This is a genomic window from Paenibacillus sp. TAB_01 (genome assembly GCF_043945595.1).
Classification (GTDB): Bacteria; Bacillota; Bacilli; order Paenibacillales; family NBRC-103111; genus Paenibacillus_S.
In genome coordinates this window covers 4684725-4708997 of sequence record NZ_JBIFNP010000001.1, presented here as the reverse complement: position 1 = coordinate 4708997, position 24273 = coordinate 4684725, and the positions used below count along the sequence as shown (strand labels likewise).

Genomic DNA, 24273 nt, shown 5'->3' with positions numbered 1-24273 from the left:
GGAGATGTACGATGAAACGCAGCGAGCAAGCTCCGCACATGACGGACCGGCTTGAGCGGCCGCTTCGCGATTTGCGCCTATCCGTTACCGACCGCTGCAATTTCAGATGCCGGTACTGCATGCCTGAAGAAATATTCGGCTCCGATTTTCGCTTTCTTCCTCAACAGAAGCTGCTCACTCTTTCCGAGCTGGAGCGGTTGACGCGGATCTTCGTCTCGCTTGGCGTGGAGAAAGTGCGCATTACGGGCGGAGAGCCGCTGATGCGCAAAGACATCGGCGAAGTTATTAGGCGGATCCGTCGTATAGAGGGCGTGAAGGATATTGCCATAACGACCAATGGATCGTTCTTGAAGCAGAAGGCCGGCTTGCTAAGGGCGGCAGGACTGGAGCGCGTCACGGTCAGCCTGGATAGTCTGGACGAGGGGCGATTCGGGGCGATGAACGGCAGGGGCTTTCCGGTAAAACGAATATTGGAAGGCATCGATGCCGCCGCCGCGGAAGGGCTGTCCGTCAAGGTGAACATGGTTGTCCAGAAGGGCGTTAACGATCAGGATATCCTCCCGATGGCCAGGTACTTCCGGGAACGGGGGCATATTTTAAGATTTATCGAGTTTATGGATGCCGGCAATAGCAACGGATGGAATAGAAAGCATGTCATGGAAAGCAAGCGGATTAGAGAACTCATTCATCAAGAGATGCCGCTGGAACCGGTCGAGGCGAATTATTACGGCGAGGTGGCGGCACGTTACCGGTACCGTGGGACGGACGAGGAGATCGGGTTTATTTCGTCCGTCACGCAAGCGTTCTGCGGAAGCTGTACGCGGGCCCGCCTTTCCGCTGAAGGCCAGCTGTACACCTGTTTGTTCGCCTCCGAGCAGACCGATCTGCTTCGTATCATGCGGGCAGGCGCCGGGGATGACGAAGTCAGAGCCTGCATTGCCGAGGCTTGGGGAAGGCGCGAGGATCGTTATTCGGAAATGCGGTGCGCCCAAACGGCGCCGAAGCGGCGGAAAGTAGAAATGTCTCATATTGCGGTTAATGTGATTTAACGCACAGCAGCGATGCCAAAGCAGGACTATACTGGAACCATCAAGATAACGATATGAAATCGGGGGGATTCGGATGGAGGTAAGTGCCTCAGGCCGCCATATAGACCTCGCTTCTTCAAACATGGCTGAACTTGCTTATGCGACGGACCGTTTAAAGGAAGAGCATGAACAGCTGCGGAATCGGTTACGGGTTCTCGAAACGAGTGCCAAAGAAGTCATGTTATTAAATGACGTGGCAAAGAGCTTGCAGATGATCCAGAAGCTAAGGAATGAGACGGCTCAATTCGAGCTGGAGCTGGAGCGGCATTCCGAATGGGAAGAACAGCGGCTGTTCCCTTTTCTGCTGAACTACTTTCACATTCAGCAGGCTCCAACCATAAGACCCTCCTTCTGGGTATTGGAAAAAGACCACCAGCTGGGCGTCTCTTTTATTCAATCGTTCCACGAAACGATGATCGACACGGCGCCTTTGGGCGTTAAAAAGCAGTTAACTGAAGCGGCTTCCGCTCTCTTGCAGGCCTGCTTGATTTTGAATGACCATTTCGCGATGGAAGAGCAGCTTATATTGCCTTTAACGGAAAAAGTGCTCACCGATCTGGAATATTTTTTCTCATGAACAAGTCCTGCCTGGGTAAAATCGAAGATATTGGTCATGGAAGGCCGCTTTTTGCATGCAGGCATCGTAACCACAATTTGCCGCATACTGCAAGCGTGAGGAAAGTCACCAAACCGCAACATTTATTGTGATTCTTTTCACAGTGGGAGCGGCAAGGGAAGTCATACAATAAGGGTAACCGCAGGATGAAGGAGGAACACATATGAGAAGCGATCTTAAGGATTCGTTTAGCGAGGCTCATACGATTCGGTTTCAGGAGCAATTAGAGCGTCTGAAGGACGAACATGGCATTTTGAAAAGGGAGCTTGACCTGATTCAGGAGCAGACAAGTCATATGGCGGCCATGCTGGGTTCGGAGCAATCCAAACAATGGCTTCAAGATATTAAAAGACAGATGGAGCAGCTGATGGAGAAGCTTGACAGACACGAGCAGCGGGAGGAAACGGAGATTTTCCCGATTCTCGCCGGCTATGCTTGCCAGGGGGCGGAGCCTACTTTCTGGACCTCAGCCTGGGTGCTGGAAGAGGAGCATAAGCAAACGGAACGTTTCGTCCGCTCTTTCCTCGCGTATGCGGACGGCTGCGAAGCGGCGGGCATACCCAAGCTGAACAAAGCGTTATCCTTGCTCTGCGTGGCTTGCTCCGTCTTGACCGATCAGCTGGCTGCGGAAGAAGAGACCGTATTCCCGGTAGTGGATGAAATTTTAGGCGGCAGCGCCGTCATAGATAGATGAGCCTCCCTTGCAGGTGAGGGACGGGGGTCGTTGTTTAACCTTTAGATGGTAAGTGCTGATGTATTATCCAGGGCCTGCTCTTGGGCTATGAAGCGGATTTCGAATAAATGAGTACATAGTGACATTCCTCACAGAGTACAGGGGCCGGCTCATGGTTTAAACAACAGTGATTGAAATGTGAAGGGGCAATGATAAATATGGATCGAGCGTTCGCATCAAAATTTGCCAAATGTGTTTTTCTGACGGTTTGCGGGTTGGTCATTCTTATGGGAGTCGGATCAAGGCTTTTTACACACATTGACATGGCTCTGTACGGATACATAGTAGGCACGGTCGTCTTCGTGTGCGGCTTATTTTACCGCTTCATCTCCTGGGGGGAGCGCCCGCCGACCAAAATCATTCTGAAGAAAGGCATCAAGCTGCTGTTTCGCAAAAGTACCCCGCAGACGACCGCGGAGCATCTGGTCACGTACCGGTTTATTTGGAACCGCGGCTGGTACCGCTGGACGCAGCACGTCCTTCTCGGCTGGGGCTGTATTCTATCGGCTTTCGTTACATTTCCGCTCGTATTCGGCTGGATGTACTTCACGATGGGAGAGAACGGATATTACACCGTCGTCGGCTTCGGCATCGAATTATGCGGATTCAAGCGGACGGCATGCTGGGATTTCTGTTCTACAACGCGCTGAATATTACGGCCTTTATGGTAATCGGCGGCGTATGCATGGCACTGTACGGCAGATTGAAAAATATGCAGGCGCGTGCGGAGCAAACGCAAATCTACGATTTTCTCCCGTTGTATATGCTTCTGTTTGTAAGCATAACGGGCCTGCTGCTCACGTTCTGCAATATTGTTCTTCACGGATACGGTCATTCGGTCATCACCTTGATCCATCAATGGTCCGTCATCGTTACTTTGATTTACATCCCTTTCGGCAAGCTGGCCCATATTCCTTTCCGGCCGATGAGCGTGTTCGCCCGAAATTACCGGGAGCATTACGCCGAGCAAGCGACCAAATGCTGCAAGGTATGCGGCAGCGGCTTCGTCTCGGTGGAGCAGTCCAACGATGTCATTCACGTGCTTCAACTGAACGAAATCGAGTTCAAAACGGAAGAAGGCTATCATTTGGCGGAGCTATGCCTCCCTTGCCGGCGGAAATATAGAATGTCCCGGTTTACCGGGATAGCGACGCACCAGATTCGCGTGAAGGAGGCTAACCAGAATACCAAAGGATAAGTTTTTCAAAGTGATTGCCAATAAACAGCACCCGAACGAAGAGCTCGTGCCGACCCATTGCTCCTACTGCGGCATGCAGTGCGGCATGAACCTTCGGGTAGATAAATCGACCAACAAAATTATCGGTGTCGAGCCGCGCTACGATTGGCCTGTCACGCTGGGCAAAATGTGCCCGAAAGGCGTGACCGCCTATCAGCAAACGATCCATGACGATCGCCTGCTGCGGCCGCTCATTCGTGACGACGCCTCGCTCAAAGGGACGAAGGAGGGCTTCCGCGAAGCCAGCTGGGACGAAGCTTACGAGCTGATCGTGAGCAAATTCGGTTTGCGATCCCTTTCGGATGCCGGGCTCCTTTTTTCGTCCGTTCCCGTTATTTGCCGAAACACCGAGAGGGTATCGCCTGCTGCCTGCTGTGAAATGGATGGATTTAACTGGAAAATTTGCAAGAAAGTATTTATTCTATATACATATTCTTTTCCATCGGCTCGATAACTCGCTACCGCAGGGACATTTTTTGCACTCCGCCGTCAAATGGAAGGTCTGGGGCAAGGCGTATGCAGGCCGCTTTCCCAACAGGCAAGCAGACCGGAGCGAGGGACTTTTTTTAACTGCCGCCCGGCAGGACAATAAATGTCTGTTTCTATCCGCGAGCAGCCACTTTATCATCAAATGTAAGCGGTTAAATTGGGCGTGCCGCCAAACTTGATTATTGAAGGGAGTAGAAGATGCGAGTGACATGGAAAAAGCGTATGACGGCTCTGGTATCCCTAGGCTTGTCCATTTCTCTGCTGGCAGCGTGTTCCGATGGGGGAACGGCCCCGGCAGCCACGGGCGGCAGTCAGTCTTCCGGTAAAGATGAGCCGCTGAAGCTTACGATGGCTTGGGCGCTGTACAATGAGCTGCCGGATATGAACAACACCTTCTGGACGGAACTCAAGAAAAAAATGAATGTGGATCTGGATATTCAATGGATCCCGAATGCGAATTATCAGCAGAAGCTGGAGCTGATGCTGGCGACGGGCGATATCCCGGAAATTGTCATGGGCGTGGGCTATAACGTCCCTACCTTTTACAAAGCGATTGAGAACGGTATGTTCTGGGATCTGACCCCGTTCCTGGGCGATTTCAGCAAGTATCCGAATTTGAAAAAAAATAAGGAAACCGGAGTTTTCGACTACAATCGGGTCAATGGAAAAATCTACACGCTGCCGCGGATGCGGTCGCAGGTGCATTCCAGCCTCTTGATGCGTAAGGATTGGCTCGATAAGCTGGGGATCCCGATGCCGACGACGCTGGACGAGTACAAATCGGCTTTGCAGGCGGTCGTCAAGGCCAATCCGACCGGCCAGAATCCGATCGGGCTGACTACACATAGCGTGCTGAATGGCGTCAAGGACGTCTTTATGCCCGCCTTCGGCGTGTATGACCTGACACATGATAAAGACGGCGGGCTGATCCGCGATGTGCTCACGCCGCAGTATGCCGACATGATCGAATGGTTCCGCGGGCTGTATGCGGATGGACTGATGCCCAAGGAGTTCTCCACGATGAAGGAGCCGCAGTCTCTTGACTTGATCAGCTCGGGCAAAGCGGCTTCGATCGGGTACGTCGTCCGGGCGGATTGGCAGTATACCGAGACGAACCGCAAGCTGGATCCGAACGCTTTAGTCAGATCCGCCGTATTGAAGGGACCGAAGGGCTACGCGATCAATCTGCGCTCCAACTTTGCGTCCGGGATGTTTATTTCGAGCAAGGTTCCGGAGGAAAAGGTGAGACGGATTCTCGATTTCTACGAGTCCACCGCAACGGCTGAATTTTTGAAATTCGGGGAATACGGGATTGAAGGAGTCCATTACAACATGGTGGACGGCTATCCGAAAATGACCGAGCTGGGAAGCAAAGAAATGGTTATTTCCAGCTATGATCCGTGGGTGCTGACCTATGACAGCGGTTTCAAAATCCGAAATGTTAACGCTCCGCCTGAATTCAACAAAGAAACGGAAGCGATGGTAAAGGATTGGACGGAGAAAGGCAAGCTGAATCCGTTCAGCTATCTTCTCTCCGATACGTTCAGCGATATTTGGCCGAAATATCAGGACGAATACGATACGAAAACGGTGCAGGCCATCATCGGCAAAATTTCGATGAACGATTTCCGGGCTTATCAGGAGGAGCTGCGAAACTTGCCTGAAATGAAAAAAGCGTTCCAGGAATTCGCTAAATCGGAGAAAGATTTCGCAGCAAATAAAGGAAAATAATGGGGTATTCACGAGGAGGAACAATCCATTGGCTAAAATTACCAGCATTGAAACCTTTGCTACACCATCCGTCGGCATCGTTCGGGTGCGTACGGAAGACGGCTTGGAGGGCTACGGGCAGGTCGCGTCCTACCATTCGGACCTGTCGGCCCAAGTGCTGCACCGGCAGATCGCGCCTTACGCGCTGGGCGCCGATTCGGACGATATCGCCGGCCTGGCCGAGCGGATCGTGACCGGCGAGCACAAATTCCCCGGCTCGTACATATGCCGCGCCGTAGGAGGCGTGGATACGGCGCTGTGGGATCTCCGCGGCAAGCGGGAAGGCAAGAGCGTCTGCGAGCTGCTGGGCGGCAAGCCGCGCAAGCTGGCGGTGTACGGTTCGAGCATGAGCCGGAACATCAAGCCGGAGGAAGAAGGCGAGCGGCTTAAGCGGCTGCAGGATACGCACGGCTTCCGGGCGTTCAAAATCCGCATTGCCGACAACTTCGGCAACGATGTCGACCGCTGGCCGGGACGCACGGAAGCGATCGTGCCGGCCGTCCGGCGGGCGATCGGCGATGACGCCGTGCTGCTGGCGGACGCCAACAGCGGCTATACGCCGAAGCGGGCCATCGAAGTCGGCCGCATGCTGGAGCAGTACAATGTCGGGCACTTCGAAGAGCCGTGCCCGTACCCTGAGCTGGAATGGACGGCGGAGGTGGCCGCGGCGCTGACGATTCCGGTATCCGGCGGCGAGCAGGACTGCGATCTTGCCCAGTTCCGCCGGATGATCCGGATGCAGGCGGTCGATATCGTCCAGCCGGACATCTGCTATATCGGCGGGATCAGCAGAGCCTTGGCCGCAGCCAAGATGGCTGAAGAGGCCGGACTTCCCTGCACGCCGCATGCGGCGAACCATTCGCTTGTCACTCTGTTTACGATGCATCTGCTGGGCGCGCTCCCTAACGGAGGCCCCTTCATGGAATACAGCATTGAGGAGAACAAATGGCTGGACGGATTGTATGTGAACAATCCTTTTCAAGTGACGGACGGACAAGTGACGATCCCGGACGAGCCTGGCTGGGGAGTAGCGATCCGTCCCGAGTGGCTGGAGAAAGCCGAATACAGGGTCAGCTCCCTTTAAGGGGGCTGATGTGTCAGGAAGCAGGATAAAAACCCAAGCTTCACCGAGTTTGGAGGGCTCCGAATGGCAATATGGTTGCGAGAGAGATGGTCAGGGATGATCTCAGGATGGTCCGATCTGCGGGGGCGTTTTTTCTACCGTCTTATTTGGCTGGGGTTATTTTCGGCATGCATTCCGATCATTCTGGCGGGGACGGTATACTATCAGCTTGCGGTCAAGGAAGCTTATCAGAAGACCGAGGAAGAAAGCCGCGTCTCGTTAAAATTTGTCCAGGATCGAATGGAGTCCTTATTGGCAGGCATCGAATTGGATTCTTTCCACCTGGCTATGGAGCCTGGTATCGTCCAATTTCTGAGCGAGCAGCCGGACAGGCACGAGTTTCTGAGCAGCAAGCAGATGCTCGCGGCCCTGGAGCGGAAAAAAAACGCCAACGATTTCATCGGAGAGATTCTCTTGTACCGGGACGGCGATTCCTTGCTGAATTCGGTATATTACGGACAAATCCCGCTCGCCAACTATCCTTTCATGAAGGATATCGACTCCGCCTTGAATGCAGAGGCGCAGTGGCTGTATTTGCCGCAGGCTGAACATAGCGGTTACCTGAGCCTGATCCGCAGGCTGCCGCTCATGAGCCAGGATAAAAGCAAGGACCGCTTGATCTTTCACATTCGCGTCGACCTGCTGAAGAGTCAAATGAGCGACAGCTACTTCTACTTTCCCGGCAAGTCGCTCCTGGTAACGGACGCTGCCGGCCGGGCGCTGTTCCATTCCCAAGGGCAGAGCAGCCCCGGAGCCGGTGAACTGGACGACGCCAACTTAAAGCGGATTGTGGAGGAACGGAAGCCGGCGAATGTGTTCATGTCCCAGGACGGGAACGGGCTGGAGAAGCTCTACTCCTATCAGAAAACAAGCTCGGGACGAATTTACATCTCTCTTATACCCAAAGAGGAGCTGTACAGGCAGCTGGGCTGGATTCGCTGGATGACGGTCTGCGCGGTGCTGCTGCTCCTTCTGGTTGCCGTATTGTTAACGATCTTCAATTCCATGAGGGTATACAGCCCGATTCAGCAATTATTGAAGCACGGCAGAGATTTAAGCCTCGGTTGGGTCCAGCATCATCGGAACGAAATCAGCTATATCAAGGAATGCTTGAATTATTTAAACCGGGAGACGAAGTCGCTGTCCACTTACTTAAGGAAAATGGAACCCGATTTACGGGAGCGTTTTTTTCACAAGCTGCTGGAAAAAGGAGATGCGGCCGAGACCGCCTGCTGAAGGAATGCTCCGCGCTGGCCATTTCGGTGACCGGGCCTTATATCGTGCTGGCCGTAGAGCTGGAGAACATCCATAAGGAAAAACGGTTTCTGCCCAAGGACAACGCCATTATCGGCTTTGCGATGACGAATGTGATGGCGGAGCTGCTGGAAGAGCATCCCGCCCTAAGCGGATACACGCTGAATTTCAACGGGTGCAGCGGCGTTGCCGTTGTCAGCTGCAGGGATATGTCGTCGCTCGCCGGAGAGGCCAAGAAATATGCGGCAGCCGTATGCCATGCCTTGAACCGTTATTTGAAATTCAAGGTGTCCATCGGCATGGGGAGCGTGTGCGCCCATATTTCCGATGTGGCGGTATCTTACCGGGAAGCGCTGGCGGCGCTGGAATACCGGCTGATCGACGATACGCGGCCGGTGCTGTCTATCGAGGAGCTGGAAAAGGAGGAGAGGAAAATGCCGTCCTTTTACCCGCATCAAGAGGTAGAGGCTATTGTCGCAGCGCTTGTCAGCCATGATGCGGAAGCGGCGAAATCGGCATTGCGTTCCTTTTCGCAGGCTGCGCGCCTATCCCGGTCCCGGCTGATCACCTTTCAGTCCTATCACCTGCTCCTCGCCTCCGTCATTCATGCGGTAGAAAGCCGGGGCGGCAGCATCCTTCACGTGCTGGAGAACAACCTGTTCGGCCAGCTGAGAGAAAGGAAAACGTCCTCGGAAATATGCGATTGGTTTACGGAGGTATGCTTCCCGCTGCTGGAACGCATGATCGCCGAGAACGATCCGGGCCAGCTGGTCAAAGGCAAATCGGATATTATGCGCGTCTGCCAGTATATCCGGGAAAACGTCCAGTCCGACATTTCATTGACGCAATGCTCCGAGATGCTGTCCATGACTCCGCCGTATGTCAGCCGGTTATTTAAAAAAATCATGGGCTTCTCGTTTGTCGAATACGTCGTGACCTGCAAAATCGAGGAAGCCAAAAGAATGCTTCTGGAAACGGATCTTACGCTTCAGGAAATTGCAGCGTATATCGGGTATACGGAACGCAATCTAAGCCGAATTTTTCAACGCTACATTCATCTGACGCCCGGCCAGTTCCGGGCCAAACACCGCTGAACCGTTTCTCTGCACTTGTATATTCATTCCAAGCTTCTTTTTCGGAAAGGAGATCACCCGTACATGAAATACCCGACTGAAGCTTCGTCCGCTTCGGCTTTATCCGGTCGCGTCAGCCATACGGCTTCAGGCCGGCTGTGGAAGCGGATTGTGAAAGGCAAATATATTTATTTATTGGCGATGCCGGGATTTCTGTTCCTGCTCCTCTTTAAATTCGTGCCCATGTGGGGGCTGCTGCTCGCTTTTCAGAATTACAGTCCGTTTAAGGGGATCCTGGGCAGCCAGTGGGTCGGCTTAAAGCATTTTGCGGATTTAATGGGCGATGCGAATTTTTACCGCATGCTGCGCAATACGCTGCTGATTAACTTGTTCGGGCTCGTGTTTTATTTTCCGCTTCCGGTCTTCCTTGCCTTGATGGTCAATGAGGTACGGCATGAGCTGTTTAAAAAGATCAATCAGTCGCTGGTGTATATGCCGCACTTTTTGTCGTGGGTTATCATTGCCAGTATGACCTTCTTCATCCTGTCGACCGATATCGGGATCGTCAACAAGCTGCTGAACACATTCGGTCTGACGCCGATTCCGTTCCTGACGCAGTCCAGCTATTTCTGGGGGTTGATTACGGCGCAGACGATCTGGAAGGAAGCGGGCTGGGGGACGATTATTTTTCTTGCGGCGATAGCCGGCGTCGATCCGCAGCGTTACGAGGCCGCCGTAGTAGACGGCGCATCACGGTTCCGCCAGATTTGGCATATTACACTGCCTGCGATTCGTCCGACGATCGTCGTTCTGCTGATTCTGCGGCTCGGTCATATGGCCGATGTCGGCTTTGAGCAGGTACTGCTGATGATGAATCCGCTGGTCCGGGAAGTGGGCGAGGTGTTCGATACGTATGCCTATACGCAGGGGATTCTGCGCGGACAGTTCAGCATCGGCGTCACCGTCGGTTTATTTAAGGGCGTGGTCGGTCTGGTGTTTGTCGTAACGGCCAATTACATCGTCAAGAAATTGGGCTATGAAGGCATTTACTAAGCAAAGAGGGGAAAAAACATGAGCTTCGTGCATAAGAAAGGTCTGACCCTGTTTGATTATGTCAACTATTCGCTTCTCGGCTTGATATCGATTCTGAGTATTTTCCCTTTTATTTATGTGTTCAGCGTATCTCTGACGGACCCGGACACGTATATCCCGTTCAAATTTTATTTGTTTCCGCAGGATTTCTCGCTGGCTTCCTACAAGTACATTTTATCGACCAACAGCTTCCTGAATTCGCTGAAAAGCACGGTCTTCGTCACTGTTATCGGCACGGCGCTCAATCTTGTGTTTACCTTTACGCTGGCGTACGCGTTGACCAAGAAGCATGTGGTCGGCCGCAACTTCATGCTCGGCTGCGTTATCTTTACGTTATTGTTCAACGCGGGGATTGTGCCCAACTATTTGCTGGTGAAGGAAATGGGGCTGCTCAATTCGTATTGGTCGCTGATCTTGACCAGTCTGACCAATGCGTGGACGCTGATCGTGGTCAAAAGCTTTATGGACGCCCTTCCCGAGGAGCTGGAGGATGCGGCCCGAATCGACGGGTGTAACGATTTGACCGTCTTTCTTCGTGTCGTGCTGCCCTTGTCGATGCCGGCTATTGCCACGTTCACGCTGTTTTTTGCCGTAACCCATTGGAATACGTATTTCAATGCGCTCATTTATTTGACGGATGCCAAGAAATGGACGCTCCAGGTGCTGGTCAAAACGCTTGTCATCGATTCGGAATCGTCCGGCATTGCGGCGGCCGGGTCGGCGGAGGATAAGATGATCCCGCAGGAAACGATCCGGATGGCGGCCGTCGTTGTAGCGATGCTGCCGATTCTCGTCGTCTACCCGTTTTTGCAAAAATATTTCGCCAAGGGTGTCATGCTAGGTTCCATTAAGGGCTAAGTGAAGCGGTCCTTGCCCATCATTCGTGTTCAGGAGGCGCAATCGTATGAAAATTACCAATGTGACTTGTTTTCGGGCTAATGGCGTATTTGTCAAAATCGAAACGGATGAAGGCATTACCGGCTACGGTGAAGGCTCCAGCTTTACACCGCTGGCCGTGATCGGCATGGTGGAGGAGCTGAAGCCGTATATTCTCGGCGACGGACCCGCAGCGGATCGAATATTTGTGGCAGGCCTGCTTCCGCCGGCTGTTTGCGCGGGGCGGCCCGGTGACCGGCTCGGCGATTGCCGCGATCGACATGGCGCTGTGGGATATTAAGGGCAAAGCGCTCAACGCGCCGGTCTATCAGCTGCTGGGAGGACTGGCCCGCGAGAAGGTCAGGCTGTACGGGCATGTGACCGGCCATTCCGCGGAGGAGATTGCCGCAAACGCCAAGAAGCTGGCGGCCAAAGGCGTCACCGCGATCCGCTACCGCGGCTTTCACGATATGGACGATATCGACCTGCACGACCATAAGCGGGCGGTCCGGCAGCAGATCGAATATACGGAAGCGATCCGCGCGGCGGTCGGCGACGACGTCGACCTTATTCTCGAATGCCACGGCCGCTACGATCCCGATTTCGCGGTCATGCTGGCGGAAGGCGTCGCCAAATTCAAGCCGCTCTATATCGAGGACCCGATCCGCCACGAGAACCCGCAGGCGTTAAACCGGTACCGGCAGCATACGAACATCCCGCTGGCTACCGGCGAACGCGGCCACAATAAATACGATTTCCGCGAGCTGGTCATAGACGGCCACGTCGATTACTTGCGCCCCGATGTCTGCTGGTGCGGCGGCATCACGGAGATCAAGAAGATCGCCGCGTTCGCCGAGGTGTACAATATCAATGTCGTGCCGCACAACAACTGGGGGCCGCTCGGCACCTCGGCCAGCGTCCATATTTCGCTCGCGATTCCGAATATTACGCTGATGGAAGGCTTCTGGGCCGATTCGGCCAAGCCGACGGATATCGTCTCTCCTTGGCCGCAAATCGTGGACGGCTACGCTTACCCGCCGGTCGGCCCGGGGCTCGGCATCGAATTTAATGAAGAGATCGCCGCATCCTATCCGCAGAAGCCGACCAGGGTGCTGCCGAAGCTAAACGGGATCGACGGCTCGGTGCGGGATTGGTAAGGAGAAGACCGCTGTTCAAGCTAGGCGTCATTTTACACAAAGAATTTAAACGGCTATCGTCCCTAGAAGCGGGGAGGGTGGCTGTTTTTTTATATCTCCACATACCGCTTATTTCCGCTGCGAAACAGCGACCTCTTTAAGACGGTTAATGCTCCGTACTTCTCCTGTACTCATTAGGTGTCCTTCCGACCACCTCGCGGAAGCTTTCATGAAAGTAGCCTGCATCGGCATAGCCGACTTCTTCGGCTATCTTTTTAACGGTCCAAGGCTTGGATTTAAGTAACATCTTAGCGTTCTCGACGCGGTGATACCGCAGCTTTTCGGTGAACGTCATCGAGTAATACTGCATAAGGATGCGGTTTAATTGACGCACGCTGACGCCTATACGGGCGGCCAGCTGAACAGGCGATTTGGGCGCCGCAAGCTCAAGTCTGAAAAAATCGTCAACGATGTCCCTGCGCCGGTCGTTAACAATTTTGCCGGGAAGCGCATAGTCCGGATCGGTGTCACCCGTTATGCAGCGGGCTGCTTTGACAAGCATTTGCGAGATCAGATTCTGGACCACCGTATAGCACCCCAAACGCGGATGCTCCAGCTCCAGTAAAATCTGTTTGCACAGGTCTGCGATGTGGTAGGCATCGTCCCCGAACCAGAAGGGACGGCAGGTGAAAATATGAATCAGCTGATCGACTTCACTTTGAATAAAGTAGGCGGATTTCCTGCTTTTCGGCTTCAGCTGCTTTAGCTCGAGATTAATGCAATACTCGCTCATCGGCTCCGCAGGGTTAGTTTCCTGTTGGTGAAACACATCCGGCCCCGTAAGATAAAAGCACCCTGGCGTGATGTCGTACGTCTTATGGCCGACATGCAGAGTCCCTCTTCCGGCAGGAATAAAATGAAACTCGTGGCTGCTGTGGGTATGATTCTTGACTCTCCAGGTGGGCTCGGGAGGCTGGTAGGTGATATACAGCACGTTGATAATTAAATGGCCTAACTGGAACTTCAGGTCAAGGTTGTCCTTGTAGGTAATGTTTCCGCTAAACAAACGCGGCCCCTCCTAAGTAGAAATGGGATGAAGCTGAAGCTGTATCCACAGCGCGTCAGAGAGCTGCGTCTTTTCATTGTACATGATTTGCAAGTAGTCAACAATTGCGACATTTTTTGAAAAAAGTGTCCATACAGTCTATTGGATGCGGCAGGGGGAACGGTAAAATAACAGTATAAGATACCGTATTTCGGGAGGGGCCGCATGCAACGATTATTTCGTCATTCACATTCTGTGTTTTATAAAATATTTTCGCAGTTTCTCATCATTATTTTTTTGCTGACCTCATTTAATTATTATTCGTTCACGTTTTTCAAAAGCAATATTCTCGATGAGATTATTAATAACAATAAGTCCAACCTGCGAAACACGGCTAAAGAGTACGAGGATTATTTTTTCGCATTAAAGGAAGAGCTGCTGAGGCTGCACACAGATGAGAAGGTTTCCCAAATCAACGGGCAATTTCTCACAAGATCGCCTAGAGATATTAATTACTTATTGGTAGGGGATATTCAAAACCAAATTCGCAATGTGACCTTAAACCGGTTCCTAAGCCTGGAGAACGTATTGATTTATTTTCCGTCCAGTGCGACCTACATTGAGAAGGACGGGACCCTGGATGGAGACCGGGCCTTTACCATCTTTTATGCTAATGAAATGTATACGCCTTCATTTTGGCGGGAGAAGCTCAAGACATCGTTTTACTTTCAGGTTTTTCCGGAAGCCGCTTTTAAAGCATACAATGGAGACTCGTTGCAGCTGATGCCGGTCGTCGTTAAAAACCAGTTTTATTCGTATTCCATCTTCGCCCTGGTTCAAACGAACAAGCTTTACGATCTTCATCCTTCCTCGGCCGATAACCTGATCATTTTAAATGAGCAAAGCCAGCCGCTCTTCCATAGAGGAGATATAGGCAGCGGACATCTGCCGCCTTATCAGACCAACCGGAGCTATGTCGAGGAAAATGATAATTATTATTTTTTTGAGAAAGGGCAATCCGGCTTAACTTATGTCAGCATCATTCCCACACGCAAAATCCAAAGTCAAATTACGAGATTGAACCTGATCCTGCTGGTGCTCTGTTTCGTTTCCATCCTGATCGGCATTGTTGCATCCGTCATTCTCGGAAAAAGATTCAATCGTCCTATTATGCAAATGGTCCAAGCCTTCGAGCAGCCTAAATCGCTGCTTCGCTTTAAAAGCAACATTAAGGAATTCGACTTTATTTCCGCCAAAATACATGAGCTGAATCAGTTAAACCGGCAAATTCATAACGATCTGCTGACCAAAAACAACCAGCTGGAAAACTATGAATATATTAAGAAGCTGAAAAAAATTTATACCGGAGCGTCGCCTGACGACGAAGCGGAAGCGCCGTTCTTTATTATTCTGTTTCACCTGCATTTCTTCCGTCGTATTCATGGGGATGTGCCGATGGACAAGGTATTGTATTTTATCCGGGAATATATTCAATTAACCTTATCGCAGCATTTCACCTCCACGCTAACGATTCAGATTGAGAGGAATCAAATTCTTTCCATGGTATTCGGCGGAAATGAGAGGCAGCGAATCGGGCGGATCCTACACCAAATGAAAGCCGTGTTTGACCATGATAAAGAGTCCTGGATCATGACCGTTGCCGTCAGCTCCCTGTACGAAAGCTCGAATGAATATCATATGGCTTACGAAGAGGCGCTGGGGCGGCTCGAAAAACGCGAATTATCTGATCAGACAGTTATTATTCAAGATGAAGTTCTGCCCCATAAGGTGTTTTCCGGAACCATTTATTTCACACCGGGTCAAGGGGAAGAGTTTTTTCAACTGCTGCAATCAGGAAGTGATAATGCGTGTATGGAGCGGATCCGCAGAAAGCTGGTGCAGCTGCACGCGATGGGCGCCAATTCCGGCGAGTTCAGACAATTCGCCATGGACATTTTTTATAAATCGTTAAGTGTCGTTGAATTATCAAAGGTGGAGTCGGGCGGTCTGATCCATATCTACAATGTGGAGGCAATCAACGATCTGTGTTCCCTGGATCAGTATCTGCAGTTTTTTGAACCGTTTTTTCACGATGTCGTTCGCGCGATAAGGGATAAGAAGGAGAGTCAAGATGAAATCATTGCGTTCGTTATGGACTATATTCACAACCATTATACCGACGATATTTCGCTGGAACAGCTGGCGGCTGAATTAAAGCTGTCGGTGTCCTATCTTTCCGCGTACATCAAAGAGAAGACGGGCATCAATTACTTGGAGCATATCAACACGCATCGGATCGGCAAAGCCAAGGAGCTGCTTGTGCAGACGGACTTGAATGTGCAGGAGATCGGCAAACATATCGGCTATTATAACGCGAACTCGTTTATCCGAATGTTTAAGAAATTTACGGGAACTACGCCTAAGGAATACCGCAAGCAGCAGCTGCTGCATACGGATTCGGCAGATTGACGAATATGCGCTTTTTACGATGATCTTCCTTTTTTTCGGTGCCGCAGAAACGGTCGATAAACGGAGGAATTGGCGATTTCTTTATTTCTGCGCTCCGGCTATGATGGCCTCAGCAGTCGGATATAACCACATTGAACGCAGAAGGGGATGATCTTATTTTGAAAAGTAAACAAACGATGGGGGCGCTGCTCTCCGTAACGCTGCTGGGTACGGTCTTGTGGGGGTGCTCCTCCGATTCATCGTCAAGCAGCGAGAGTCAGGCCAAGCAGGGTTCAGGTGAATCCAAGCCGGTAACGTTAAAGATGGCTACACAGAACCACCCGATCTGGCCGTATAACAAAAACTGGGCAGGGTATAAGTATGTGGAGGATCAGACCAAGATCCATCTGGATGTGCAGACGCCTCCCGGCAATGATTATGAAGCAGCCGTTAATTTGATTGTATCGTCGGGGGAAATGCCTGACTTTATGCTGGTACCGAACGTGGCGGCGGCGAACCGTTATGGACAGAAGGGAGCCTTCGAGGATATTTCGAAATACTTCGATAAGCTGCCGAACTTTAAAAAGTACCTGCAAGCCCGGCCCGAGCTGCAAGCGGCTATCGTTTCCGCCGACGGCAAATATTACTTCTTTCCGAATTCCGGTCTGGAGAAGCAGTTAAGGCAGTCCTGGCTGTACCGCGAGGATATTTTTAAAAAGCACGGGTTGGCGGTCCCGAAGAACTATGAGGAATTGGGCGGCGTGCTCAAGAAGCTGAAGGAGCTGTATCCGGACAGCTATCCGCTTACCTTCTTCAATAAACTGGATGCGATCGGCCGGATCGCTGCCAATTTCAATACTTCCGCTGCCCAATACTACGACTATAACAAGAAGGAATGGAGATACGGCCCGATTGAAGACAATTATAAAACCTTGGTCGAGTATATGAACAAGTTTTATAAAGCGGGCTATATCCCGCCGGATTTTATGGCGCACCAGCGTAAGCAGCATCAGGACTTGTTTGCACAGAACAAATCGTTCATTACAGCCGATGCGATCGGTCTCATTGACGAATATACGGAACCGCTCAGCAAGGCTGTTCCCGGTTTTCAGCTTTCCTATATGCCGCCGCCGGCCGGAGGGCCGAACGGTGTTCAAAAAATGCCTTATGAAGGCCTGGAAACCCGCGGTTTCGCCGTTGCTTCTACAACGAAAAACATGGATGCCGTTCTGAGGTATTTCGATTTCATGTATTCGGATGAGGGGATCCGCACCGCCAGCTGGGGGAAAGAAGGCGAGACTTACACGGTGGAGAACGGCAAAAATAAATTTAAGCCCGAATTTACCAGCTTTGCGGATTTGAGAATCAAGACCGGAATTATCACGCCAGGCTCGTATGCGGCGATGGATTTCGATGCTTATGTCGATCTGTCCTCCGCTCCGCTCAAAAGCGCATTTCAAACAGTCGAAAGCTATGAGACCAAGCCTCAGCCCCGCCCAGCTCTAAATGAAAGCGAGATTGAAATCTTATCGACGGTCGGAGAGGCGGTAACGAAGCATAGGGATGAAAATATCGCCAAATTTATTATCGGACAAAGAAATTTAAGCGAATGGGATCAATACGTCGAAGAAGCCAAAAAGCTGGGTGTTCAGAAAGTGCTGGACGTGTATAAAACAGCCTACGAAAGAACGCTGAAAAATATCGGAAACAACTAAAGGAGGTACTTACGCCATTGGAACGAGTGCCTACTGCACCGCTGAAGAAACGAAATCTGCCTGCGACCAAGGAATTGCCGTCAGGCAGTTCCTTTCTTCAAAAGGTTCGGCGCGATAAATATTTGTTGCTGCTCGTGCTTCCCTGCATGCTCTATTACCTTATCTTTAAATATTTGCCTTTGTTCGGCATTGTGATTTCTTTTCAAAACTATAATCAATTTAAGGGGATTTTGTCGAGTGAATGGGTAGGGCTCAAATATTTTCGCATGTTTGTAGAAAGTCCCGATTTCTATAAAATTTTGCGAAATACGTTCTTGTTGGGCTTTTACAAGCTGTTCTTCGGATTTCCGGTGCCGATCCTACTTGCTTTATTAATCAATGAAATGAGAAAAGAGCTGCTTAAGCGGTTCGTCCAGACCGTTAGTTACCTGCCTCATTTTATTTCCAATGTGGTTGTTGCAGGGATGGTCGTTATGTTCTTGTCGCCTACCGGGGGCGTAGTCAATCAGGTCTTGAAGCTGATCGGGCTTCAGCCGGTCAATTTCATGATGGAGCCGGGATTTTTCCGTCCGATCTATGTTATCTCCGAGATCTGGCAGCATGCAGGCTGGGGAACGATCATTTATTTGGCTGCCCTAACCTCCATAGATCCGGGCTTATATGAAGCCGCCAAAATTGATGGCGCGAATCGCTGGAAGCAGACGCTGCATGTCACGATTCCGGGGATTTCATCGGCCATTGTCGTCCTGCTCTTGCTGGATATTGGAAGAGTCCTGGAAATCGGCTTTGAAAAGGTGTACTTACTGTACACTCCCATTACCTACGAAACGGCGGATATTATAAGCACTTATGTGTACAGGGTCGGTTTGGTGCAGGGAAATTACAGCTACGCCACGGCTATTGATTTGTTCACCGGGGTAATCAGTTTCTTATTCGTCGTCTCCGCCAATTATATAAGCCGCAGAGTCAGCGACAATAGCCTATGGTAGGAAAGGGGAGGAACCGCTTGAGAAAGCTGAATTACTTTGCTCTGGTGCATGCTTTGCTGATGCTGTTCGTCGTGCTGGTGACCTTGTATCCCTTTTATTACATGCTTGTGATTTCGCTTAGCGGCCAGGCTTTCGTGTTGAGAGGGGATGTATTCCTTTGGCCCAAAGGTTTTAATCTGGGAATGTATGAGTATGTCGTCAAAGACGGGCGTATTTTCACCGGCTACAAAAACACGCTGATATTCGTTACGCTTGGAACCGCGATTTCACTTCTGCTGACCTCGATGGGGGCTTATGCACTGTCGAAAAAAACGATGGTGCTATCCAAAACGTTCATGATTCTGATCGTAATTACGATATTTTTCCAGGGCGGAATGATACCTACCTTTCTGGTCGTAAAACAACTTGGCTTGGTTAACACGATATGTGTCCATGGTACTGCCCGGAGCCGTCGCCACGTGGAATTTAATCATTATGCGGACCTTTTTCGCGAATATTCCCAAGGAACTGGAGGAATCGGGCAAGCTTGACGGTCTCAGCGATATCGGGATTTTTGCTCAAATCGTCATTCCCTTATCGAAGCCGGTGTTTGCCACTATTGGGTTATTTTATTCCGTCCAAATTTGGAACAACTACATGGGGCCCTTAATTTATTTACGGGATGCCGGATTGTTCCCGCTGCAAGTGATGCTGCGTGAGATTGTGCTGGCCGGACAGCTGACAGGGAGCGAAGGCGCGGTATCGGACGACTACATTATGGCGATTGATTCTTTGAAATATGCCACTGTCATGATGTCGACGATTCCGATTCTGCTGATCTATCCTTTCCTGCAAAAGTATTTTGTTAAAGGGGCCTTAATTGGCTCAATCAAAGGATAGAGGGAGCCGTGTACCATGAAAATGAAGCAGCCCAATATTTTGTTTATTATGGCGGATCAGCACCGGTTTGACTGCCTCGGCGCATATGGCAACCGGGATATTCAAACGCCGCACCTCGACCGGCTGGCGCAGGACGGTGTAACGTACGACAATCATTTTTGCAATGCGCCGGTTTGCACGCCGTCTCGCTATTCCAGCCTGACCGGACTATATCCGCATCAGCACTTGGGCTGGCCCAATCGCTGCACCGTTCAGCCGGGACTGGACACGTACCCAAAAATACTTCAGCGCGTCGGTTATTCGACGCAAGCGATCGGCAAAATGCATCTGACGCCGACATACCAGGACGTTGGATACGAGCAGATGGTATTAGCCGAGCAAAACGGCGACGGAAGATACGAGGACGACTATCACCGTTACCTGCGGGAGAGAGGGCTGATTGATTACGTCGATCTGCTCGACCAGGTGGATGAATATCGGGTGCAGGCGCCTGCTCCCTATTGGGAGAGCCGCGGGGCTATGGTATCGGATCTCCCGGAGGAGCATCACTCGACAGCGTGGATCGGCAGAAAGGGACTTGAGGCTGTTGATGCGTGGGGAGAGGGAGGCAGCCTGCTCTTTCTGAGCTTCATTAAACCGCATCATCCTTTCGATCCTCCGAAGCCATGGAGTGAAATGTACGATGCAGGCAGTCTTTCTCTGCTTCCGGGATGGTCGGAGCAGTGCATATCGCGCGATCTGCAGATGCATCCGGGCTTCTTCCCGCATGAGCAGCTTACCGAGCAGCAGCTGAGACAATGTATGGCTTATTATTATGCGTCCATTTCACATATCGACCATTATATCGGGCAGATCGTTTCACTGCTGCAAAGAAAAGGGCTGTATGACAATACGCTGATTGTTTACACCAGCGACCATGGCGAATATTTAGGCTTTCATCATTTGCTGTTAAAGCAGAATTATATGTACGACCCGCTCGTTAAGGTTCCGCTTATCGTCAAATATCCCGAAAATCGCATGGCGGGAGAACGTCATACGGAACTGAGCAGCAGCATCGACATTGCGGTCACGTTAACTCAAGCGGCCGGCCAACGCCCGGGGAAGGATATGCCGGGCCGCGATCTTGCCGTTTCGGGAGGCGGGCAGCCGTATGTTTTTGCCGAGAATGCAAGGGGCAATCAATATATCTGCCCGCTCCCAGGATTTCAAGCTGATTATGTGCAGGGAAGAAGCGAGATCGTTATTTTTCGATTTGAGAAACGACCCGCTGGAATGGAACAATCTTTACGCCGACCCACTGTATCAAGAGGAGATCAGCCGCCATAAAGCCGCGCTTTATCACATGATTCTGTTTGACGCGCCGGCGCCGGTTTTCTTGTATGAGTCTGCCGAGCAGCTGAGGACGTCCCATATCCCGGCGCAGGAGAAGGATAAAGTATCATTTGCGAATTGGGTGAGAGAAATGATGATTAAGCACCGCAGCTGAATGGGACGGCTGATCGGTCGGGTGAAGCTGGAAATATAAGGTGGAGGTACACGGGATGTCTCAAATGACGGAAACGCCGCAGTCGATTCATGCTTTAATAGATCAGGTCGGCCGGAAGCTAGGCCATCGCCCCAATGTCGTTCGCATGTTCGAGACCTGCATTAAAAATACGCTTCATACCACGATCCGCCGATGGCCGGATGGGACCACTTACGTCATAACCGGAGATATACCCGCGATGTGGCTGCGGGATTCGGCGGCGCAGGTGCGTCCGTATTTGGCCGCCGCAGCGGATGACAATGACATTGCCGATTGCATTCAAGGCTTGGTAGAAAGGCAGTTTCAGTTCATTCTCCATGATCCGTATGCCAATGCGTTTAACGATTCTCCCAGCGGAAAAGGGCATCAAACGGATATCACCAGCATGACTCCGTGGATTTGGGAGCGCAAATACGAGGTCGATTCATTATGCTATCCGATACAGCTTAGCTATTTGCTCTGGAAGAACACCGGACGGAGCTCTCAATTTAATGCTTCGTTTGTTCAAGCCGCTCGAGCCATCATCGCCTTGTGGAAACAAGAACAGCATCATGAGACCGGCTCCCCTTACAGCTTTCAACGGTTGGCCAAGGGTGGGGAGCAGCTGCCGCGCAACGGCAAAGGTACCTTGACGGCTTATACAGGGATGACCTGGTCCGGGTTCCGTCCAAGCGACGATCCATGCCAATACGGTTATTTGATTCCTTCCAATATGTTCGCTGTGGTCGTTCTGCGTTACATTGCGGAAATTTCGCAAATGGTGTTAAAGGACGAGGCTTTAGCTGAAGAGGCAAAGGAGCTATGCCGCGGCATCGATCAAGGAATCCAAGCCTACGGTATTGTGGAGCACCCCCAATACGGCCGTATATACGCTTATGAAACGGATGGGCTCGGAAGGTATAACTTGATGGATGATGCGAATGTCCCCAGCCTGCTCTCCATCCCGTATTTAGGGTATGCCCCTGCGGATGATCCTATCTATCAAAACACGAGACGATTTATATTAAGTGAGAACAATCCGTATTTTTTCAAAGGCGAAGCGGCCGAGGGGATAGGGAGTCCCCATACGCCGCACCGGTATATATGGCATATAGCGCTTGCTGTGCAGGGGTTAACGGCGGTTCACCCGGAAGAAAAAGAGCATATGCTTACTTTGCTGGAGAACACCAATGCCGGTACGGGCATGATGCATGAAGGTTTTGATGGCGATGACCCGGGCCAATTTACAAGAAAGTGGTTTTCCTGGGCGAACATGATGTTTTGTGAGCTGGTGCTTGATTTGTGCGGTATTCGCGTGAAGGAGCGGTAATGTTACATGTGACTAGACTGGAAGACCGACTTCGGCAGGAGCCGCGCGTCTCCGGTCTTTTTTTTGTTTAGAATCCGGTTGGGGAAGTGCTACAATGGAAATAAATAGAGGTTTATAGCAGAGGAGCATTTGACATGGATGAGGAAGCAGCGGCAAGAGCAGCTTTAAGGAACCGATTAATCGAAGCGGAAGCGGCATTACAAGAAGCGGAGGAAGAGTATGAGATGTTTTGCAGACAGCTAAGCACTTATAAAAAGGCGATTGACGATCAAAAGGCGGTCATTTTAGATATAAAATCGAAAATGGGGCTATGGGTTCAGTAAAATCCATACATTATTTTCTTTTAGACCCGCTTGCACCTTACGTAACGTCATGTTTTATACTAAAGTCACCGGTAAGCAGCTAGCGCCAAAGAAAGGAGTGGATTATGCAGCAGCATTGGAAAGTGGGGGATCTTGCAAAGCTGACGGGACTCACGGTCCGCACCCTGCGGTTCTACGATCAGATTGGTTTATTCTCGCCTTCAGCGCATTCCGATTCCGGTCACCGGCTGTATGACGAATCCGATATCAGAAGGCTGCAGCAGATCTTGTCTCTCAAAGACTTAGGCCTGTCGCTTGAAGAAATTCAAACGGTGCTCCAAGGGGGAACGCATACCCCCGCTGACATCGTGGCGATTCAGATGGAGCGGGTCCGAAGCAACATAAAGACCCAGCAGAAGCTTCTGGCGGAGCTCGAGCGTCTGGCTGAACGGATGAACCAGCAGGAGGCTCTGTCCACTGACGCCTTTATTTCGCTGCTGGAGACGATGAAGAAGAGCCACGAAAAGTATATCATGGAACACCGGTTGAACTGGGAACGCCGCTTTGATCTGCTTGGCGATCTGGTAAACGATAAATGGACATGATTTCTCTTAAGGAGGGTTTTACGAATGAAACAACGGTTTACGACTCACTCTACGTTTCGAATTGAGCGCATGTATCGCACGTCCCCGGAGCGCGTATTTAAAGCTTGGTCGAACCAGGCTGCCAAAGCGCGCTGGTACCAGCCTGCCGAGGTATTCGACTTCCGCGTCGGCGGGCGGGAGGTGGGCCGGGGCGGCTCTTCCAGGCGGGCCGGTCTTTACATTTGAAGCGTACTACCAGGAAATCGTGCCTAACGAACGCCTGGTTTACACCTACAGTCTGGACATGGGGGAAGCCCGGATGTCGGTTTCCATCGCAACGATCGAATTAACGCCGGACGGCGAGGGCACCAAGCTCGTTTTCACGGAGCAGGGAGCTTTCTTCGACGGCCTCGATACGCCGGAGCAGCGCGAGCACGGAACGAAGGAGCTGCTGAACCTTCTCGGCAAATCCCTTGGGGAAGCCAACGCGGATGCCTTCGAGCTGGTGTCCCGCCGGCGGTTCAACTTCCCTCGCCATACGGTCTACCGGGCATGGACAGAGCCGGAGCTGCTTGCCCAGTGGTGGGGACCTGACGGCTTTACGAATACGTTCCACGCCTTCGAACTAAGGCCCGGAGGAACTTGGGAATTTACAATGCATGGGCCGGACGGGACGGACTATCCGAATCGGAATGTCTTTCATGAAATCGGTCCTGATCGCATTGTGCTGAGGCACGAATCCAATCCTCATTTTATGCTGACCGCGACTTTCGAGGAGGTTGACGGAGGGACGGAGCTGACGTTCCGCCAAGCGTTCGAAACCAGAGAGTTATACGAACAGCTCAAACCGATGTGCGAAGAAGCCAATGAGCAAAATTTGGACAGGCTGGGATCGCTCCTAAACCGGATAGCCGAATAAGCTTTTACGCCGTATCAGCCCGCTGGGATGGATACGGCTTTTTCTTTGGATAACGGATATGAACGTGAATA

The 24273-nt window shown here is 51.4% G+C and carries 23 protein-coding genes and 3 pseudogenes; 25 read left to right on the top strand and 1 reads right to left on the bottom strand.

From position 1 onward, the window contains the following. The first annotated feature begins 11 nt into the window (after positions 1 to 11). The 13 genes and pseudogenes from moaA (at position 12) to ACHHV8_RS22785 (ending at position 12508) form a co-directional block, all read left to right on the top strand. On the top strand, positions 12 to 1049 hold the full coding sequence (gene moaA, locus ACHHV8_RS22845; protein ID WP_395161756.1) for a GTP 3',8-cyclase MoaA: 1038 nt from the start codon (positions 12 to 14) through the stop codon (positions 1047 to 1049). Between the two features lie 73 nt (positions 1050 to 1122). Beyond that, the gene (locus tag ACHHV8_RS22840) at positions 1123 to 1665 is read left to right on the top strand and encodes a hemerythrin domain-containing protein (protein ID WP_395161755.1); all 543 of its coding nucleotides are present in this window, start codon (positions 1123 to 1125) and stop codon (positions 1663 to 1665) included. A gap of 202 nt (positions 1666 to 1867) precedes the next feature. Continuing rightward, positions 1868 to 2398, top strand: a complete 531-nt coding sequence (locus tag ACHHV8_RS22835; RefSeq protein ID WP_395161754.1) for a hemerythrin domain-containing protein — start codon at positions 1868 to 1870, stop codon at positions 2396 to 2398. Positions 2399 to 2595: 197 nt separating this feature from the next. Next, positions 2596 to 3635 (top strand): annotated as a pseudogene (locus ACHHV8_RS22830) (hypothetical protein). Further along, positions 3622 to 3957, top strand: a pseudogene (locus ACHHV8_RS22825) (nitrite reductase); the annotation flags it as partial. The pseudogenes ACHHV8_RS22830 and ACHHV8_RS22825, both read left to right, overlap by 14 nt. Before the next feature lie 404 nt (positions 3958 to 4361). Then, positions 4362 to 5894, top strand: a complete 1533-nt coding sequence (locus ACHHV8_RS22820) for an extracellular solute-binding protein (protein WP_395161753.1) — start codon at positions 4362 to 4364, stop codon at positions 5892 to 5894. A gap of 28 nt (positions 5895 to 5922) precedes the next feature. Beyond that, on the top strand, positions 5923 to 7017 hold the full coding sequence (locus ACHHV8_RS22815; protein WP_395161752.1) for a mandelate racemase/muconate lactonizing enzyme family protein: 1095 nt from the start codon (positions 5923 to 5925) through the stop codon (positions 7015 to 7017). Positions 7018 to 7080: 63 nt separating this feature from the next. Beyond that, positions 7081 to 8292, top strand: coding sequence for a hypothetical protein (locus ACHHV8_RS22810; RefSeq protein ID WP_395161751.1), 1212 nt, complete (start codon positions 7081 to 7083; stop codon positions 8290 to 8292). Between the two features lie 26 nt (positions 8293 to 8318). Beyond that, positions 8319 to 9404: a helix-turn-helix domain-containing protein gene (locus ACHHV8_RS22805; RefSeq protein WP_395161750.1), complete on the top strand. Its 1086-nt coding sequence runs from the start codon at positions 8319 to 8321 to the stop codon at positions 9402 to 9404. A gap of 63 nt (positions 9405 to 9467) precedes the next feature. After that, entirely contained in the window at positions 9468 to 10436 is a 969-nt protein-coding gene (locus ACHHV8_RS22800; RefSeq protein WP_395161749.1) for an ABC transporter permease, read from the top strand. Positions 10437 to 10454: 18 nt separating this feature from the next. After that, positions 10455 to 11333: a carbohydrate ABC transporter permease gene (locus ACHHV8_RS22795; RefSeq protein ID WP_395161748.1), complete on the top strand. Its 879-nt coding sequence runs from the start codon at positions 10455 to 10457 to the stop codon at positions 11331 to 11333. A gap of 46 nt (positions 11334 to 11379) precedes the next feature. Next, entirely contained in the window at positions 11380 to 11652 is a 273-nt protein-coding gene (locus ACHHV8_RS22790) for a hypothetical protein (RefSeq protein WP_395161747.1), read from the top strand. Then, a complete protein-coding gene (locus ACHHV8_RS22785) occupies positions 11603 to 12508 on the top strand; it encodes a mandelate racemase/muconate lactonizing enzyme family protein (protein ID WP_395161746.1) in 906 nt (301 codons plus the stop codon). Before ACHHV8_RS22790 ends, ACHHV8_RS22785 begins: the two co-directional genes overlap by 50 nt. A gap of 145 nt (positions 12509 to 12653) precedes the next feature. Here ACHHV8_RS22785 and ACHHV8_RS22780 read toward each other — a convergent pair whose 3' ends face one another. Next, complete coding sequence (locus ACHHV8_RS22780; protein ID WP_395161745.1) at positions 12654 to 13553, bottom strand: AraC family transcriptional regulator; 900 nt, start codon at positions 13551 to 13553, stop codon at positions 12654 to 12656. 204 nt (positions 13554 to 13757) lie between these two features. Here ACHHV8_RS22780 and ACHHV8_RS22775 point away from each other — a divergent pair, with 204 nt between their 5' ends. From ACHHV8_RS22775 to ACHHV8_RS22720, 12 genes and pseudogenes are all read left to right on the top strand, one after another. Further along, complete coding sequence (locus ACHHV8_RS22775) at positions 13758 to 16001, top strand: helix-turn-helix domain-containing protein (RefSeq protein ID WP_395161744.1); 2244 nt, start codon at positions 13758 to 13760, stop codon at positions 15999 to 16001. A gap of 158 nt (positions 16002 to 16159) precedes the next feature. Beyond that, a complete protein-coding gene (locus tag ACHHV8_RS22770) occupies positions 16160 to 17695 on the top strand; it encodes an extracellular solute-binding protein (RefSeq protein WP_395161743.1) in 1536 nt (511 codons plus the stop codon). 146 nt (positions 17696 to 17841) lie between these two features. Further along, a complete protein-coding gene (locus tag ACHHV8_RS22765; RefSeq protein WP_395163596.1) occupies positions 17842 to 18684 on the top strand; it encodes an ABC transporter permease in 843 nt (280 codons plus the stop codon). A gap of 17 nt (positions 18685 to 18701) precedes the next feature. After that, complete coding sequence (locus ACHHV8_RS22760; RefSeq protein ID WP_395161742.1) at positions 18702 to 19214, top strand: ABC transporter permease family protein; 513 nt, start codon at positions 18702 to 18704, stop codon at positions 19212 to 19214. Then, entirely contained in the window at positions 19159 to 19563 is a 405-nt protein-coding gene (locus ACHHV8_RS22755; RefSeq protein ID WP_395161741.1) for a carbohydrate ABC transporter permease, read from the top strand. Before ACHHV8_RS22760 ends, ACHHV8_RS22755 begins: the two co-directional genes overlap by 56 nt. Before the next feature lie 15 nt (positions 19564 to 19578). Further along, a complete protein-coding gene (locus ACHHV8_RS22750; protein WP_395161740.1) occupies positions 19579 to 20889 on the top strand; it encodes a sulfatase family protein in 1311 nt (436 codons plus the stop codon). Positions 20890 to 20905: 16 nt separating this feature from the next. Next, positions 20906 to 21049: a hypothetical protein gene (locus tag ACHHV8_RS22745; RefSeq protein ID WP_395161739.1), complete on the top strand. Its 144-nt coding sequence runs from the start codon at positions 20906 to 20908 to the stop codon at positions 21047 to 21049. 55 nt (positions 21050 to 21104) lie between these two features. Beyond that, entirely contained in the window at positions 21105 to 22397 is a 1293-nt protein-coding gene (locus ACHHV8_RS22740; protein ID WP_395161738.1) for a glycoside hydrolase family 125 protein, read from the top strand. A 134-nt stretch (positions 22398 to 22531) separates the two neighbouring features. Beyond that, positions 22532 to 22720, top strand: coding sequence for a hypothetical protein (locus tag ACHHV8_RS22735; RefSeq protein WP_395161737.1), 189 nt, complete (start codon positions 22532 to 22534; stop codon positions 22718 to 22720). A gap of 104 nt (positions 22721 to 22824) precedes the next feature. Continuing rightward, complete coding sequence (locus ACHHV8_RS22730; RefSeq protein ID WP_395161736.1) at positions 22825 to 23304, top strand: MerR family transcriptional regulator; 480 nt, start codon at positions 22825 to 22827, stop codon at positions 23302 to 23304. A gap of 24 nt (positions 23305 to 23328) precedes the next feature. Next, positions 23329 to 23758 (top strand): annotated as a pseudogene (locus tag ACHHV8_RS22725) (SRPBCC family protein); the annotation flags it as partial. 30 nt (positions 23759 to 23788) lie between these two features. Further along, entirely contained in the window at positions 23789 to 24202 is a 414-nt protein-coding gene (locus tag ACHHV8_RS22720) for an SRPBCC family protein (RefSeq protein ID WP_395163595.1), read from the top strand. The last annotated feature ends 71 nt before the right edge of the window (positions 24203 to 24273 follow it).

Excerpts from the sequence above, each read along its gene's own strand:
- moaA (WP_395161756.1), top strand. The coding sequence starts at position 12 with ATGAAACGCAGCGAGCAAGCTCCGCACATGACGGACCGGCTTGAGCGG.
- ACHHV8_RS22840 (WP_395161755.1), top strand. The coding sequence starts at position 1,123 with ATGGAGGTAAGTGCCTCAGGCCGCCATATAGACCTCGCTTCTTCAAAC.
- ACHHV8_RS22835 (WP_395161754.1), top strand. The coding sequence starts at position 1,868 with ATGAGAAGCGATCTTAAGGATTCGTTTAGCGAGGCTCATACGATTCGG.
- ACHHV8_RS22820 (WP_395161753.1), top strand. The coding sequence starts at position 4,362 with ATGCGAGTGACATGGAAAAAGCGTATGACGGCTCTGGTATCCCTAGGC.
- ACHHV8_RS22810 (WP_395161751.1), top strand. The coding sequence starts at position 7,081 with ATGGCAATATGGTTGCGAGAGAGATGGTCAGGGATGATCTCAGGATGG.
- ACHHV8_RS22800 (WP_395161749.1), top strand. The coding sequence starts at position 9,468 with ATGAAATACCCGACTGAAGCTTCGTCCGCTTCGGCTTTATCCGGTCGC.
- ACHHV8_RS22795 (WP_395161748.1), top strand. The coding sequence starts at position 10,455 with ATGAGCTTCGTGCATAAGAAAGGTCTGACCCTGTTTGATTATGTCAAC.
- ACHHV8_RS22790 (WP_395161747.1), top strand. The coding sequence starts at position 11,380 with ATGAAAATTACCAATGTGACTTGTTTTCGGGCTAATGGCGTATTTGTC.
- ACHHV8_RS22775 (WP_395161744.1), top strand. The coding sequence starts at position 13,758 with ATGCAACGATTATTTCGTCATTCACATTCTGTGTTTTATAAAATATTT.
- ACHHV8_RS22765 (WP_395163596.1), top strand. The coding sequence starts at position 17,842 with ATGCTCTATTACCTTATCTTTAAATATTTGCCTTTGTTCGGCATTGTG.
- ACHHV8_RS22755 (WP_395161741.1), top strand. The coding sequence starts at position 19,159 with ATGCGGACCTTTTTCGCGAATATTCCCAAGGAACTGGAGGAATCGGGC.
- ACHHV8_RS22750 (WP_395161740.1), top strand. The coding sequence starts at position 19,579 with ATGAAAATGAAGCAGCCCAATATTTTGTTTATTATGGCGGATCAGCAC.
- ACHHV8_RS22745 (WP_395161739.1), top strand. The coding sequence starts at position 20,906 with ATGATTCTGTTTGACGCGCCGGCGCCGGTTTTCTTGTATGAGTCTGCC.
- ACHHV8_RS22740 (WP_395161738.1), top strand. The coding sequence starts at position 21,105 with ATGTCTCAAATGACGGAAACGCCGCAGTCGATTCATGCTTTAATAGAT.
- ACHHV8_RS22735 (WP_395161737.1), top strand. The coding sequence starts at position 22,532 with ATGGATGAGGAAGCAGCGGCAAGAGCAGCTTTAAGGAACCGATTAATC.
- ACHHV8_RS22730 (WP_395161736.1), top strand. The coding sequence starts at position 22,825 with ATGCAGCAGCATTGGAAAGTGGGGGATCTTGCAAAGCTGACGGGACTC.